The sequence below is a fragment of the Lujinxingia sediminis genome (assembly GCF_004005565.1).
Taxonomy (GTDB): domain Bacteria; phylum Myxococcota_A; class Bradymonadia; order Bradymonadales; family Bradymonadaceae; genus Lujinxingia; species Lujinxingia sediminis.
Genome location: NZ_SADD01000008.1, coordinates 55350 through 70394, shown reverse-complemented (window position 1 = coordinate 70394; position 15045 = coordinate 55350). Strand labels below are relative to the sequence as shown.

12 protein-coding genes are annotated in these 15045 nt (G+C 63.8%); 3 read left to right on the top strand and 9 right to left on the bottom strand.

From position 1 onward, the window contains the following. Positions 1-294 precede the first annotated feature (294 nt). From EA187_RS13845 to pilM, 6 genes are all read right to left on the bottom strand, one after another. Complete coding sequence (locus tag EA187_RS13845) at positions 295-1017, bottom strand: hypothetical protein (RefSeq protein WP_115606978.1); 723 nt, start codon at positions 1015-1017, stop codon at positions 295-297. Between the two features lie 113 nt (positions 1018-1130). After that, positions 1131-4529 carry a type IV pilus secretin PilQ gene (gene pilQ, locus EA187_RS13840; RefSeq protein ID WP_164856276.1) on the bottom strand — a complete coding sequence of 1133 codons (3399 nt, stop codon included), beginning with the start codon at positions 4527-4529 and terminating at the stop codon, positions 1131-1133. A gap of 101 nt (positions 4530-4630) precedes the next feature. Next, positions 4631-5425: a pilus assembly protein PilP gene (locus EA187_RS13835; protein WP_241250203.1), complete on the bottom strand. Its 795-nt coding sequence runs from the start codon at positions 5423-5425 to the stop codon at positions 4631-4633. 63 nt (positions 5426-5488) lie between these two features. Beyond that, on the bottom strand, positions 5489-6067 hold the full coding sequence (locus EA187_RS13830) for a type IV pilus inner membrane component PilO (protein WP_115606983.1): 579 nt from the start codon (positions 6065-6067) through the stop codon (positions 5489-5491). A gap of 34 nt (positions 6068-6101) precedes the next feature. Further along, positions 6102-6770, bottom strand: a complete 669-nt coding sequence (locus EA187_RS13825; protein ID WP_115606985.1) for a PilN domain-containing protein — start codon at positions 6768-6770, stop codon at positions 6102-6104. Beyond that, positions 6767-7834: a type IV pilus assembly protein PilM gene (pilM, locus tag EA187_RS13820; protein WP_206524362.1), complete on the bottom strand. Its 1068-nt coding sequence runs from the start codon at positions 7832-7834 to the stop codon at positions 6767-6769. The genes EA187_RS13825 and pilM overlap by 4 nt, the downstream gene beginning before the upstream one ends. Positions 7835-8319: 485 nt before the next feature. Here pilM and EA187_RS13815 point away from each other — a divergent pair, with 485 nt between their 5' ends. From EA187_RS13815 to EA187_RS13805, 3 genes are all read left to right on the top strand, one after another. Beyond that, complete coding sequence (locus EA187_RS13815; protein ID WP_115607201.1) at positions 8320-8685, top strand: TraR/DksA family transcriptional regulator; 366 nt, start codon at positions 8320-8322, stop codon at positions 8683-8685. A gap of 124 nt (positions 8686-8809) precedes the next feature. After that, positions 8810-9055: a hypothetical protein gene (locus tag EA187_RS13810; protein ID WP_115606986.1), complete on the top strand. Its 246-nt coding sequence runs from the start codon at positions 8810-8812 to the stop codon at positions 9053-9055. A 104-nt stretch (positions 9056-9159) separates the two neighbouring features. After that, positions 9160-9537 (top strand): hypothetical protein, encoded by a 378-nt coding sequence (locus tag EA187_RS13805; protein WP_115606988.1) that lies wholly within the window; start codon positions 9160-9162, stop codon positions 9535-9537. A gap of 13 nt (positions 9538-9550) precedes the next feature. On the opposite strand, the gene proB is transcribed toward EA187_RS13805, so the two are convergent. The 3 genes from proB to EA187_RS13790 form a co-directional block, all read right to left on the bottom strand. Continuing rightward, entirely contained in the window at positions 9551-10690 is a 1140-nt protein-coding gene (proB, locus tag EA187_RS13800) for a glutamate 5-kinase (RefSeq protein WP_164856275.1), read from the bottom strand. A gap of 4 nt (positions 10691-10694) precedes the next feature. After that, the gene (locus EA187_RS13795) at positions 10695-11630 is read right to left on the bottom strand and encodes a hypothetical protein (RefSeq protein WP_127780645.1); all 936 of its coding nucleotides are present in this window, start codon (positions 11628-11630) and stop codon (positions 10695-10697) included. A 145-nt stretch (positions 11631-11775) separates the two neighbouring features. Beyond that, on the bottom strand, positions 11776-14730 hold the full coding sequence (locus EA187_RS13790; RefSeq protein ID WP_127780644.1) for a vitamin B12-dependent ribonucleotide reductase: 2955 nt from the start codon (positions 14728-14730) through the stop codon (positions 11776-11778). Positions 14731-15045: the final 315 nt, after the last annotated feature.

Genomic DNA, 15045 nt, shown 5'->3' with positions numbered 1-15045 from the left:
CCTTTTCAACTTCGACGCTGCCTGCTCACGCGCATCCCTTTTCAACTTCCGGAACGCTCCAGCAACGTGTTTCAACATCTGTCGCACTCAGGCAACGTGGGCGAGCCAGGAGTACCGGAAGGCGTACACAGAAGATGTTGAGGCGAGCACAGAACGCGAGGAAGGCGCCGCACAAAAAAAAGCCCCCGGACGCTGCGCGTCCGGGGGCTTTTTTGTGGACCAGGACTCCCGCAGGAGCCTCGGTTGAGGATGTCGAGTGCTACGCATCATCGATGCGAAGCCCATGCCCTCGCTTTATTCGGCGACCGCACACACACCGGAGGTACCTACATTACAGCTCGGACAGATCGTGACCGGGTACTGGTAGATATTGGAGGTAACCTCATTGCCCGAGAGGGTCTCGCCAACCAGCTGCACCGTAAACACGAAGGTGATCTGATTTGCTGCTGTCGACAGTACAAAGTCGTTAAGCACATCGAGCTCGGTGCTTCCCTCAATCAGCGGGACGCGCATGACCACCGAGCCGCCGCCGCTCTCCACCAGGGCGCTGAAGTCACGCCGTGCTTCCGGGAAATCAACGCTGCCGAAGCCAGCGAACTTATTGAGGTCGGCCGGCACGTTGACCCGAGCCCCGGTAACCGTGATCGCGTTTTGATCGAGGTAAAGCCCCTCAAAGCCACCGGAACCGCCGCCACCAGTCGCCCCGACGTTGCGGGAGTCAGGGAGGCGGTTAAGAAACGCCACGCCGAGTTGAAACGCGTTGCGCGTGCCCGGCACATACTCGTCGCCGACCAGGGGCTGGCCGAAGTCCCGAAGCTCCTGCCCGGCGATGAACCCGCTGGAGGAGAAAACAACCACCGAGTCGTAATCCGAAGGCATCACGCACGCGTTCTCGCCCTCGCCGGTGGTCGCCAACACGCCGCCTTTGAGTTGCAGCGTGGCATCTTGTTCCACGCACCCGCTCAGGCTCATGGCCAGCAGGGCGCTCGCGCTCAATACCTTGATCGGAGTCTTCATCATCCATCTCCTCGTCGATGTCGCGCATCTGGCGCGGTCGACCTGTGGCGTGTCTTGAGTGGGGCCTCGCCCCATTCTCGCAGAATCTGTCGCGTTGGACCAATCCCCCATCATCATTCCTCCCATCCATCGCCGGAGACGCTTCCGGCGGACATGCCGCCCAGCGACTCAGCGCGATTGACGATGCGCGGGGTGATGAAGATCAAGAGCTCCGAGCGGCGCTCGCTCTCGGACTGGGTCTTGAAGAAGAAGCCCAGAATCGGGATGCGATGCAGGAAGGGCACCGCCGAGACGCTATGGCCGGCGTTGCGGGTGTAGATGCCGCCGATCACAGTGGTGTCGCCGTCGGGAATCAGAAGCTCGGTGGTCGCCTGGCGCTGAATGATCGTGGGGTCACCGCGGGCGCCGGTGTTCTGGAAGTCGGGCTCGTTCTTGGTCGCATCAATGGAGAGGCGGATGTTGCCGTCGGGGGTGACGTGCGGGGTGACCGTCAACTCGAGCGTCGCGTCGACGAAGACCGTCTGCACACCGGCCGCACCGACCACGCTGATCGGGATGCTGGTGCCCTGGGAGATGGACGCTTCCTTGTTGTCCATCGTCAGGATGCGCGGGGCGCTGACAATCTTGGCATGCCCGGCCTCCTCAAGCGCGGAGAGACGCAGGTTCAGGTTCACCGCACCGCCCACGCTGCCCATCGTCAGGCCGATGGCACCACCGGCACCGGTACCGACCGGCGCGGGCAGGTTCACCGCGAAGTTGGGGTTGGACGAGGTCCCGGCCACAGGGGTCTGACCGTCGGTCGCGCCACCGGCCAGGCCGAGAACGTTGGGGAAGATCAAGCCGGTGGGGTTACCGGTGCCCTGGGAGAAACCGATATCACCGCCCCACTGCACACCGATCTGGCGGCTGAAGGTGTCGCTGGTCTCCACGATGCGGGCCTCAATGAGAACCTGCGGCACCTGGGAGTCGAGCGTCTCGACCAGCATGCGGATCGAGGTGAGGTTCTCGCGCAGATCTTTGATGATCAGCGTGTTGGTGCGCGCATCAACCGAGACGCTGCCGCGCGGGCTGAGCAAGCCCTGCACCTGGCTGACGAGCTCGTCGGCCGTGGCGTAGTTCACCGGCAGCAGGAAGACCTCCAGCGGCTGCACGCGCTGCGCACGGGTACGGGCTTCTGCACGCGCCGCTTCTTCTTCGGCGAGCACCGAGGCAGGCGCAACACGAATGACGTTGCCGCGCACCTCAAAGCCCAGCTGCAAGGCCTGTAGGATATTCAAGAAGACCTGGTCGAGCGGAACGTTACGAAGACGCATCGTGACCACGCCCTCCACGCCGTCGCCGGCGATGATGTTGACGCCGCCTTCGGTGGCCACCAGGCGCAGCACGTTCTGAACATCGGCGTTACGAAGATCGATGGTGATGCGCTTGCGGCTCATGCCGGGCACCGAGCTCACCTGCGAGGGGTCGGTGACCACGCGCGGGTAACGCGGAGGCGCCGAGGTCACGCTCTGACCATCCTGCACGCGGCGCGGAGCGGTGTCAGCGGCGAGCTGTTGGGCGGGCTGAGCCTGCTCGGGAGCGAACTCCCAGACAAGCTCATTGCCGCTCTGGCTCAGGCGGGCGCGGGCCTCCGAGTTGAGTTCAGCCTCCATGCGCACGGTGTTGGTGCGAGCGTCGACAAAGCTGGAGACAAAGCGCACCGCGCCTCCCTGGGAGTCGGCTGCCAGCGTGCGCTCAAGATGCTCGGGAAGCGCCACATCGTTGAGGATCATCACCGCGCGACCATCACGGCTGCGGGTCGTCTCCACCTGACCGGGCCGGTCAAGTTGAACTACGATACGCGAGTGACCGTCATCATCGGTTTCAAGGCGCACCGAGCGCACCGCGTTGGAGTTCTTCGGATCGACGGGAATGACGCGCGCAACCTGCTCAAGCTCTCGCTCCGAGGCCTGGCGGGCCTGCTCGGCACGCGCGAGTTCGTCGCGGGTGCTCGCGAGCGCCTGGCGGGCCTGGGCCAGCTCGGCCTCCATGCGCTCGCGCTCCTGGCGCATCGCTTCAACGCCGTCTTCTTCCTGAGTGCGGCGCGCCTGAAGATTCTCCAGACGACCTTCCTCGGCGCGGCGGGCCTGCTCGATCGCCTCGACGCGCTGCTCTTCACGGGCAATAGCCTCGTTGAGCGCCCGCAGACGGGCACGTTCGGCTTCATGAGCGCTGGCAACCTCGCGAGCCTGGGCCTGCTGGGCCTGCTCGACGTCGCGGCGCAGACGCTCGATCTCGGCGTCGCGCTGGGTCAGGGCGCTATTAAGTTCACGAAGTTCTCGCTCGGCGGCGGCCGCTTCGCGCTGCACGCGCTCGACTTCAGCCTGGGCGCGGGCCTGCAGCTCACGCTGACGCGCCCGCTCCGCCTCGACCTGCGCGATGGCGTCGCGGTCGGCCTGCGAACTCGATTTGCCCAGCTGCTCAATCTGCGCTTGCAGCTGCGCTTCGCGGCGACGGGCTTCTTCAAGCTGATGGCGCTCGGCGGCCAGGCGACGCTCGGCCTCATCGACGCGCTCGCTCAGCGTGCCGATCTGGCCCTGGGCTCCCTGACGCTGGGCGTTGACGCTGGCCAGCGTCTGCTCCGCCTGAGTCAAGCGCGACTCAAGCTCGCGGGCGCGCTGACGGGCACGCTCGCCCTCTTCTTCTTTGGCGCGGGCAAGGCTCAGGGCCTGCTGGCGCTCCTGCTCGGCCTGCTCGGCGCGACGCTGGGCGGCGACCAGGCGCTCGCGGCTCTGGTCGCGCTCGGCTTCCAGGCCTGCGAGCTGAGCGCGCAGCGCCTGAGCTTCAGCCTGCCGGGCGTTGGCCTCTTGCTGGGCGCGCTGCAGGGCCTGCGTGCGGCTGGCGACTTCGCGCTCCAGGCGCTCACGCTCTTCGCCGCGGGCCTGCTCACGCTGGGCGCGGGCCTGAGCCAGCTCCTGCTGAGCGAGGCTGAGCTGCGTCTGGGTGCGGCTGAGCTCGGCGTTGGCACGCTCGTAGGCCTGACGGCTGCGCTCCAGCTCCTCTTTCGAAGCGCCGGCATTGGCGACCCCCGCCGCCCCGCTCTGCCCGCGGCGACCGGCACCGTCGACAAAGACGAGTACATCGCTGCCCTCGGTGCGCACATCGTAATGAGCGCTCTCCTCAAAGCCGATCACAAGGCGAGCCACAGTCTGGAAGCTGTCTTCAAATTCGATCAGCCCCACCCGCGAGATCACCCCGTTGTCGACGCGCTCACTCGATGCCTCACCGGCGAGCCGACTGTTGGAGAGATCCACAAAAAGGCGCGGCGGGTCGTCGAGCTTGAAGACCGAGAAGGTCGCCACCTCGGTGCCTGCGATACGGATGTAGGTGCCGTCGGCGCCCTCTTCCACCGTAAACGCGCTGACCTGGTTAAGTGCGCTGGACTGCTCGGTAGCCGCGGGGGTTTGCGCCATTGCCGGTGCGCCCATTCCCAGGGTCGCGCACAGCATCACTACCGGTATCTTCCATCTCATAGCATGACTCCTGCGTCTTGCAGCGTGGGTGATGCCTTCCTGGCAAAAAGCGCGGGCGCTCCAACCGAACACACCCCGTCGTTCATCGACGTTTTTTCTCTTCATTGTTGCCGCCGTGAGGGCGGGGCGAGCCCCGGAAATCGCGTGTCAGATGCGCTCTCGTTGGCCGAATCAGTGGCCGAGGCACCCGGGGCCATGTCGCGATAGGAGCGCTCAATCGCTTCACGACCCTCTTCAGACTCAAGCAGACGCTGCAGCGCCTCACGCTCCTCGGGTGTCAGTCCGCTCTCGGTCACGCGCAGTTGCTGATCGCGCAGTCGCACCGTGACCACCGCGCCGCTCTCGTCGGCGCCGCCCTCGCGGATCTCCACCTCATTATCTCGAATCACGCGCACCACGCCGCTGTTGCGGCCGATGCGATCGCCTTCTTTCACAAAATGACCAAGCCCGTTGGGATCGACGAACATCGCCCGGGGCACGGCCGTCTCGCTGATGACCGCCACCAGATTGAGCGAGCTCAGCGGGAACTCTTCGAGCGGCTCCAGCGGACGCACCGAGTCATCAATCGCGGCTGGCTCCGGCTGCATCACGTCCAGATCGGGCTGGAAGGGGTTGCGGCGCACCGGATAATCAGGCCGCTGATACTCTTCTGCCGGGTCAAAGGCGGCGACCTGAAGATCGGCCTCTGCCGCCGGGCTCTCCTCGGCCTGCTTCTGGCGCTCGGCGCGCTTTTTGCGCCGCTCCAGAAGCTCCGGCGGAACCCCGGTGGCGGTATCATCTCCGCCGCAGGCGACCATCGAGGGGGCGCTGATCGCGATCAGCGCCGCGATGATCCACAGGCGCCGGCCGGAGGGCCTGGCCGCTCTGCGGCGCGATCTGTTCAAAAGCTCAATCATCCTGCTCACCTTATCTCAGCGTCCCACCCTCATGGAGGTGGGCTCGTCTCGGACGCTCGGCGCTTAGTTGGCTTTCCAGCGGTAGGTCGTTGCTTTGGCGCTCACCTCAAGCTGACCATCGGCGACCAGTCCGCTGGCTTGCCGGCTGACGTTGATGTCCTTGACGTTGACGATTCGCGTCATCCGACCCACGAAGTAAAAGAAGTTGGCGACCTCATCGAAGGATCCGACCAGCTCCATCTCCACCGGAATCTCGATGAAGTCCTCGCTGGCGACGTCTTCGTTTCGTCGGAAGCGGTTGATCTCCAGGCCTGCGGTCTTGGCCTGGTTATGGATGCGCTGCAGCAGGCTGGGGATCTCTGCGGAGACCGGAAGCTTCTCGCGGGCGATGTGCAGCTGGCGCTCCAGATCGTTGAGGCGGGCGACCACCTCGGCGCGGCTCTCGCTGATCTCTTTGAGGCGGCCCAGCTCCCGCTGCAACTCACTGCGCTGCGTCTCAGCCGCGGCGATCTCATCCTGCATCGGCCGGTAGATCAGCGTGAGGAAGCCCACAAAGATCCCGATCATCAGGATAAAGACCGCCAACACCTTCTGGCCCAGCGGGTAGGCGTTAAATCTGTCGATCACGTCATTCATCGTCATCGCCCTCCAGTGGCGAATTCAACGGGTAGGGTGCTCAGCTACCCTGCTCGGCGTCAGCTTCCGAGGCGGAGGCATAACCGAGATAACTCAGCTCGCCGAAGATGCGGAAGTTCACCATGCGAACCTGACCGCTGGCGCTGCGCCCGCCGCCTGAGGCCGTCTCCACGTACTCAAGCTGCACATTGGCGAAGTGGCGCGCGGTGGTCATGCGCTGCAAAAATTCCGCGACGTCATCGGCCGAGCCAGCCATCCCTTCGAGTTCAAAGGCACCCTCGCCCTCCGAGAAACTCTCAACCCAGAGCCGGCGGGTATCCCACTCTACGTTCCAGTCCTTGCGAAGCTGAGCCACGCGCTCCTCTTCGTTGCGCGGAGGGCTGAGCATCGCCTGGATCTCATCGAGCATGCGCACCGGGCCGATACGCTGGGCTTCCAGGTTGTTGAGTACGGCGAGCTGGGCGTTGAGCGCCTCGGCCTCCTTCTCCAGGGTGCGGGCGTCCGCAACTTCACTCTCCAGAGCGGTGACCTCCCGCTGCAATCCGGTCACCTCGCTCTCGCGGGTGCTCAACTTCTCGGATTCCACCAGGTAGAACACAAAGAGGATGGCCAACTCGGCGATCAGCAGCCCGGCGAAGAGCAAGAGCTGGGTGCGACCGGCAGAACGGCGACGAGCTTGCTTTATCGGTAAGAGGTTTACGCGAATCATCTCTCGTTAATCCTCCGCAGTGCCAGACCCACGCTGACCGCCGCAATCGGTGCCCAACGCTGGATCTGGTCCGGGGTAAACTGCCGCTCGTCGTAGGAGACGTTGCGAAAGGGGTTGGCCAGCTCGGTGGGCACGCCGCTGATCCGCCCGATGGTTCGTACCAGCGAGGGGATCGCGGCGGTGCCTCCACTGACCACAATCTTGTCGATCCTGGAGTCGGCGGCGGTGGCCGCATAGAAGTCCAGCGAGCGCTGAATCTCATGCGCCATATCTTCGGCCTTCTCCTGGATGATGCTCTCGACCTCCTGAGGCAGAACCGCATCCGAGCTCATCCCGGGGCTTCCACCCATCTTATAGAGTTCGGCTTCCTGGTAGGTGATGTTGAGCTGGCGCTGGATCTCCTCGGTGATGTCGCTGCCGCCGATCGAGAGATCGCGGGTGAACATCGTGATCCCGTCGGTGACCACGTTCATCGTCACCACCGAGTTTCCGATATCGAGCAGCACCACCGTCTCACCGCGGTGGAAGCCGTAGTTGACCTCGTACATATTCTGCAGCGCAAACGCATCGACATCGACCACCAGCGGCTCCACGCCCCCGTCGTGGCAGACGGCCACATAGTCGTTGATCATGTCTTTCTTGGCCGCGACCAGCACCACATCCATCTGCCCCTGATCGGTCTTGGGCGCGACGACCTCAAAGCCGATGAAGACGTCCTGGATATTGAAGGCGATATGCTGCTCGGCCTCCCACTGAATCGACTCTTCGAGCTCCTCCTGGGTCATCAGCGGCAGACGGATCTTTTTGACGATGACCGTGTTGCCCGAGACGCTCAACGCGCACTCTTTATGCCGAATCTTGTTGCGCCTCAGAAGCTCCACGATGGCGTCGGCGACGACCGTCGAGTTCATCAGCGCGCCGTCGACGATCGTCTCCGGCGGGAGCTGCGCGTAATCAAAAGCCTGCAAGCTCAGACCGCGTTTTGTGCTTTTAAGGACGCACAGCTTGACCGAGCTCGAACCGATGTCGAGACCGATGCAGTTCCGTCCATTGGCCATCGCCATGTGACTGCTCCTTACTTAAAGCTGTACTCGAAGAAATTCGCTCGCATCGTGCCACGCTCGCAAAAACAGTGTCAACTTCAGGCCCCGAGGTCTGTACGGGCGATCCCCTTCTCCCGACAACGCACGGCGGTGGCGAGAGGTGCCCAGAACTATGAGGCGTTCGTGCTGCGGCGATTGTACCCCGGGTTGGCATGCTGGAAAGTTTTTTTCTTACCCGGGATGAACTTAGCGGGGTCGCGTTGTTGGGGGGCTCCGGCGCGGGCGATAGCCCCCTTGAACTCTGCGGGGTTTTGAATACACTTCGCAGGCTCTTTTGGGTGGCGTCGAATCGGGTCGCCATTCCCTGGGGAGCCGGCACCACGCTCGAGGGTCGCTGGGTAGATCGCTTTACGGTGCTTACGTTTGGCGCTCATCCAGAGGCTTATGCCGCCGCAACCATCTCTAATCCTTCGGCCTGTAGGCCGAGACAGCGTGTGGGTTTTGCCATGAGTCCTGAACATATCGAGGAATTCCGGCAGCTTCTCAACGATGAGAAAAAGCGCCTCCTTCATAAAGCCGCCAATACCATCAAACACGAGATCGAGCTCTCCAAAGACGATATGGCCGATGAGGCCGATCTGGCCAGCGCGCTGACCGATCAGAGCCTGAGTCTTCGCCTGCGGGGTCGCGAGCGCTACCTCATCGACAAGATCGACCTGGCCATTGAGCGCATCAATCAGGGCGAGTTTGGCGAATGCGTGGTCTGCGGCGACGATATCTCCATTCAGCGTCTGCGCGCTCGCCCGGTCACCACCATGTGCATTGCCTGCAAAGAAGAGCAGGAGCGCCGCGAGAAGCTCTACTCCGAATAAGACACGCCAGGCTCCGCGCAGCTTGCGTGGGGGTTCTGATACGCGATCGATTCCCTTGATTACGAGAGCCGGCCTCCCGACCTGCGGTCCGGAGGCCGGCTTTGTTCCACACTGGATGTCACCGATGGAAAAGCAGCCCCTTTATCTTTACGACGCCAAATCCGCCGTCCAGGTTGGCCCGGTGGAGAGCACCGGCCTGGATGTGTACTTCCCCGACCACGTCGCCGGCTGGACCGATGTGCTCGACTGCCGCGAAGAGCCTTACACCGAGCAGTCCATCGCCGAGAATTGCGCCTACGCCCTGCGCGTGCACAAAAAGTTCATCCTGGTCGGCGCCTCACAGATCGCTCAGGAATCGCCCGCCATCTAAGCTCTGGCCGGAGCCGTCCTGCTTTTCCCGCCGCGTCCAGCTCGCTACACTGGGTGGCATCGCTGCATGCTCGCTACGATTGCCCTCCTCTGACGGAGCCCCCGATGGAAGTTCAATGGCGCGACCACACCCTTAAAGTTACCGGCGACTGGACGCTTCGCTGGCTCTACCTGGCGCCTCAGTACGAGCTCTGGCTTGATGACCAGAAGCTCGACGGTCGCGGTGGCCCCCGGCTTCGCCCGCTGCTCGAAGCGATCTATGAGGACGAAGACGGCGATCTTCACCATATCGAGGCCGAGCTGGTGTCGGTGATCGGGTTTCGCCCCTATTGCGAGATCAAAGTCGAGGGGGAGGTCGTCGCCGCCGATAAGGTGCGGGTGGAGAACTTCATCAATCCCTTTTTGATGTTGATCATCATGGCCTCCACCGTGGTGATGCTCTACCTCGGCCCGGATATGATCCGCTCACTGCTCGGCCTCTGAGCAAGCGGGCCGCTCAGGTCAGCACCAGATTGTCGCGATGCACGATCGCGTCGATCGCCGTGGAACCAATCGCCTCCTCAATCGCTTCGGAGCGCAGCCCGGCGATCGCGCGGATCTGAGCGGCGCTGTAGGAGACAAGCCCGCGGGCAAAGCTCTCCTCGTCTTCGGGGCCGATGAGCTCCACCAGGCTCCCCGACTCGAAGTTCCCCTCCACCTTCGTCACACCGATGGGCAGCAGACTTGCGCCACGCTCGCGCACTGCACGCATGGCGCCCGCGTCGCAGAAAATCCGACCTTCGGCTCGCGCACCGTGGTCAATCCAGCGTTTGCGAGCACGCACCGCCCCGCCCTGCCCCGGATCAAAGAAGGTTCCCACCGGCTCTTCCGCCCACAGAGCCGCCAGCACACCGGGGCGCTTGCCCGGCGCGATCACCGTCGGGGTATCGGCGCGCGCGGCGATACGTGCGGCCATGATCTTGGAGACCATCCCGCCCCGCCCCACCCCCGAGGCCGGCGGTCCGGCCCACTGGTCTACGCGCGGATCATCAAGCGCGATCTCCTCGACCCGCTCGCCGAAGCTGCGTGTGCCATCGTCACCCTCCACAACCTCCAGGAGCCCCGCCACATCGGAGAGCAGCACCAGGAGATCCGCCCCCAGCAGCGCGGCGCACATGGCGGCGAGCTGGTCGTTGTCGCCGAAGGTGAGCTCCTCGGTGGCAACCGTGTCATTCTCGTTGATGATCGGCACCGCGCCGAAGGCATGCAGCGTCTCCAGCGCGCTGCGAGCGTTGAGGTAGCGCCCGCGATCGGCCATATCCTGACGCCCGAGCAGCACCTGGGCCACGTGGCGGTCGTAGTGGCCAAACTCCGCCTCCCACATCTGCATCAGGCGCGACTGCCCCAGCGCAGCAAATGCCTGGAGTTCGGCCACCGCACAGGGCCCCGGAGTCACGCCCAGGGCCTGTCGCCCCAGCGCGACCGCCCCTGAGGTCACGACGGTGACACGCACCCCGGCGCTCATCAGACGATCGAGGTCGTCGACCAGCGCCGCGAAGGTGCGTCGGTCGACACGGCCGCCCTCGCGCATAAAGATCGCGCTGCCGATCTTGACAACCACATGGCCCGCCCGAGCGATCCTTGAGCGTTTCGACATCCTCTTACTCCTCATTCTCAACGGCCAGCCCGGGGCCAGCCTCCAGCTCGCCGGCGGCGATGCGCTCTCGAAACCACGTTTCAACACGGCGAAGCTCGCGCTGACCGTTGAGAACGTCAAGCGAAGTTCGTCGCTCAGGAGCCTCAATGCTCACCTGCTCAGGTCCCGCCCGGGTGCATGTTTCAAGCCCGAGCTCAAGCTCGCCGCCTTGAGCAAGGCTCAAGCTCGCGCGCAAGATCTGGCAGCGCGCCTCGCCGCGGCGCTCCACATCGACCGAGGCCGTACGCAAGTCAGCGCGCGCCCGTAGCAGTGAGGCCCAGTCCTCCCCGGGCAAGGCCGCGCGCTGCCCGCACCGATACCCGGCGCCTTGCTGCGGCGTGAGCGTCGACTCGGAGGTCGGTGCCCAGCCCTCCGCCAGTGTGCGCATCAACGACTCCAGCTTCCCGTGAGCGTCCTGACGCGCGCGGGCCAGCGCGGGACTTGTCACGGGATGCTCCACTGCACTCGACGGCCCCACCCATTCCAGAGCCTCCCCGGGCGTCCATGTCCAGCGCCGGGAGTGGGTCAGCGGCACATCGAGCACGTCGGCGGAGGTCGCATCGATCGTAAGCTCGCCACGACCGGCAGCGTCTTCCCGATAGCTCAACGTCTCCTCCCATCGCCGCTCCAGTTTTCCCTGGCTCGCGCGCAACGTCAGCGTAGACGCCAACGCCACCGGCTCGCCGGGCATCCACCCCGGATCGCAGGCGGCCAGACGCGGCGCGGCGACCTCCCGGGCCACCCGGCGCGCCTGCGCTCCGACCTCCAGCGCGCGCAGCGTGCCGATTTTACCGGCGCGCCCGGGCTGAGCGGTGAGCACCTCGGGGAGCCCGCCCCGCACACCTCCCCACAGGTGCCAGCCCCACGCTCCGAGCGTGCCTACCAGCAGCATCCCTGCCACACACCCCGCCGCCCTTGTACGTACCGATCGCGCGCTCATTATGCGCAGCCTAACAACGTCACGCCCACAAAAAAAGCCGCCCCGCGCTGACGCGGGGCGGCTTAAGCGGCCGGGGGACTCCCCCCGACCCCTTGCTCGTCAGACCTTAGCTGCAACCACTGGTCGAGCCGCAGTTCTGACACTTATAGCAGGCACCGGAGCGAACCATGATGCTGCCGCACTCCGAGCATGGCGGCGCGTCGGCCTGCAGCGTGTACACGCTGGAGGTCTTCTTGCCGGTGATCGCATCAAAGAGCACCTCGCCATCGCGGGCCGAGGCAAAATCTTCGCCCTTCTCATCGGAAGCGCTTTCGGCACTTTCAACGCTGGCGCTCTCGTCCTCGCTCTCAGTCTGGCCACCATCGAAGACGATCTTCGTGCTCTCTTCGCTGACCTGAGGCTCGCCGGGGCGCCAGGCCTCGGTAGCGTTCTTGGTCAGGTAGAGGTCGCGCTCGGCGTCACCCAGAAACTTATCGGCCAGCCAGCGGAAGATGTAGTCGGTGACCGACTTCGCAAAACGAATCTTCGGATTGGCGGTGATGCCGCTGGGCTCAAAGCGGGTGTGGCTGAACTTATCGACCATCACCTGCAAGGGCACCCCGTACTGCAGGCCCAGCGAGATGGAGGTGGCAAAACTGTCCATCAGACCGCTGACCACCGAGCCTTCTTTGCTCATCACAATGAAGAGCTCGCCGGGCTGACCATCTTCGTACATGCCGACGGTGATGTAGCCCTCGTGACCGGCGATCGAGAACTTGTGGGTGATCGAGGGGCGCTCGTCGGGAAGTCGGCGACGGCTCTCCGTGGACCCCCAGACCGGCTGCGCAGCAGCCGCGGGGACGGGCTGAGCCACCGGCGAGCTCGTCTCGGACGTCTTCGCCGAATCGTCGAGCTTCGTGGAGAGGGGCTGGGTGCGCTTGCAGCCGTCGCGGTAGATGGCGACCGCCTTAAGCCCCAACTTCCAGGACTCCAGGTAGCAGTCGGCGATGTCTTCGACAGAAGCCTCGTGGGGCAGGTTCACCGTCTTGGAGATCGCGCCGGAGAGGAAGGGTTGCGCCGCAGCCATCATGCGCACATGGCCCATCGGCTTGATGGAGCGGGTGCCGTTCGCCGGCGTGAACGCGCAGTCGAAGACCGGCAGGTGCTCGTCTTTGAGCTCGGGCGCGCCCTCAATGGTGTCGTTCTCCATGAGGTAGTCGATGATCGACTGACGTTCTCTGGCCTCGTAGCCCAGGCGAACCAGCGCCTCAGGCACGGTCTGGTTGACGATCTTGAAGTAACCGCCGCCCACGAGCTTCTTGTACTTGATGAGCGCGATGTCCGGCTCGATGCCGGTGGTGTCGCAGTCCATCATGAAGCCGATGGTGCCGGTCGGAGCCAACACGGTGACCTGGCTGTTGCGGAAGCCGAACTCTTTGCCGACCTGAAGCGCCTCATCCCAGCTCTGCCGAGCCGCCTTGAGCAGATCGGTGTCGCTCATCGCCGACCACTCATCGGCGATGTTCTCGACGGCGGCGCGGTGCTTGCCGATCACGCCGAGCATCGGCTCTTCGTTGATCGGGTAGCCTTCAAAGGGCCCGGTGGTCTGGGCAATCTTCGCCGACTGCGTGTACGCCTGTCCGCACATCAGCGCGGTGATCGCACCGGCGTAGGCGCGACCCTCGGGCGAGTCGTAGGGAAGACCGCGAGCCATCAGAAGGGCGCCGACGTTCGCATAGCCCAGACCCAGCGGGCGGAAGGCGTGACTGTTCTTCTCGATGGCCGGAGTGGGGTAGCCAGCGTTATCGACTAAGATCTCCTGGGCGGTGATCGTCAGATCGACAGCCGCTTTAAAGCTCTCCACATCGAACTCACCGGCCTCATCGCGGTAAGTCATCAGGTTGAGGCTGGCCAGGTTGCAGGCGGAGTCGTTGAGGAACATGTACTCCGAGCAGGGGTTCGAGCCGTAGATGCGGTCGGTGTTCGGGCAGGTATGCCAGTCGTTGATCGTGGTGTCGTACTGCATCCCCGGGTCGCCGCAGATCCAGGCCGCGTCGGCGATACTCTGCATCAGCTCGCGGGCCGGAAACTCATCGACCACCCGGTCGTCGACCACCGCGTGGGTCTGCCACATCGCGTCGTCTTCGACCGCCTTCATAAAGGCATCGCTGACACGCACCGAGTGGTTGGCGTTCTGGAAGAAGATCGAGTCGTAGGCCCCGCCCGGCACGTTGAAGCCACCGTCGTATCCGGCCTCGATCAAGGCCCAGGCCTTCTTCTCCTCATCGGCCTTGCAGGACACAAACTCCTGGATGTCGGGATGATCGACATCGAGCATCACCATCTTGGCCGCACGACGGGTCTTGCCGCCGGACTTAATCACGCCGGCAAACGCGTCATAGCCTTTCATAAAGCTGACCGGACCGCTGGCGGTGCCGCCGCCACGAAGCTGCTCACGGCTGGAACGAATCGGCGAGAGGTTGGAGCCGGTGCCGCTGCCCCACTTAAAGAGCATACCCTCGGTCTTGGCCAACTCGAGGATCGACTCCATCTGGTCGCTCACCGAGTTGATAAAGCACGCCGAGGCCTGCGGACGCTCTTCCACGCCAACGTTGAACCAGACCGGGCTGTTAAACGCCATCTTCTGGTGCAGTACCAGGAAGGTGAGCTCGGCGCGGAAGATCTCGGCGTCGTCGGGGCTGGCAAAATAGCCATCTTTGATGCCCCAGTCGGTGATGGTGTTGGCCACGCGGTCGATGAGCTGGCGGATGCTCGTCTCGCGCTGATCGGTGCCCAGCCGCCCCCGGAAGTACTTGGAGACCACCACGTTGGTCGCCATCTGCGACCAGTTCACCGGCACCTCCACATCGCGTTGTTCGAAGACAAGCTTGCCGGTCTCACTGCCGATCGAGGCGGTGCGCATCTCCCACTCGACCTCATCGTAAGGATGGACACCGTCCCGGGTGAAGACGCGCTTAAATTTCAGGCCTTTGCCACTCGCCTTAAACTCTCGCACCTTTTTGGCGCTTTGCTTCTTGGTGGCGGGCGTCTCGCTCAGGCTCGGCTCGATCGACGTGGTCATTACTCCCTCTCTCCAACGATGGTGGGTCTCTTTCGCCCCAATAATCTGAACATAACAACAGCGCTATGCGTGACCAGCAGGCCTCATGATTTCGCTTTATTTCGTTTTCCCCGCAGGCCCCTGGCGCAAGCCGCTTCGGCGTACCGAAGCGGCTGACGAATGTACCAACCGAGATCCCGCTGTCAAACGCCTTAACATCCTTTCGCCCCAACATCTTGTGCCACCTACCCACACCCACCACTATATATAGAAAGGAGCACGAGGCGAACCCTTTACATTTCAAGACCTTAGGGGGCCACCTTTCAAGTCTTTATT

Bases quoted from the DNA above. Each gene is read 5' to 3' on its own strand.
- EA187_RS13845 (WP_115606978.1), bottom strand. From the start codon at position 1,017: ATGAAGACTCCGATCAAGGTATTGAGCGCGAGCGCCCTGCTGGCCATG.
- pilQ (WP_164856276.1), bottom strand. From the start codon at position 4,529: ATGAGATGGAAGATACCGGTAGTGATGCTGTGCGCGACCCTGGGAATG.
- EA187_RS13835 (WP_241250203.1), bottom strand. From the start codon at position 5,425: ATGATTGAGCTTTTGAACAGATCGCGCCGCAGAGCGGCCAGGCCCTCC.
- EA187_RS13830 (WP_115606983.1), bottom strand. From the start codon at position 6,067: ATGACGATGAATGACGTGATCGACAGATTTAACGCCTACCCGCTGGGC.
- EA187_RS13825 (WP_115606985.1), bottom strand. From the start codon at position 6,770: ATGATTCGCGTAAACCTCTTACCGATAAAGCAAGCTCGTCGCCGTTCT.
- pilM (WP_206524362.1), bottom strand. From the start codon at position 7,834: ATGGCGATGGCCAATGGACGGAACTGCATCGGTCTCGACATCGGTTCG.
- EA187_RS13815 (WP_115607201.1), top strand. From the start codon at position 8,320: ATGAGTCCTGAACATATCGAGGAATTCCGGCAGCTTCTCAACGATGAG.
- EA187_RS13810 (WP_115606986.1), top strand. From the start codon at position 8,810: ATGGAAAAGCAGCCCCTTTATCTTTACGACGCCAAATCCGCCGTCCAG.
- EA187_RS13805 (WP_115606988.1), top strand. From the start codon at position 9,160: ATGGAAGTTCAATGGCGCGACCACACCCTTAAAGTTACCGGCGACTGG.
- proB (WP_164856275.1), bottom strand. From the start codon at position 10,690: ATGTCGAAACGCTCAAGGATCGCTCGGGCGGGCCATGTGGTTGTCAAG.
- EA187_RS13790 (WP_127780644.1), bottom strand. From the start codon at position 14,730: ATGACCACGTCGATCGAGCCGAGCCTGAGCGAGACGCCCGCCACCAAG.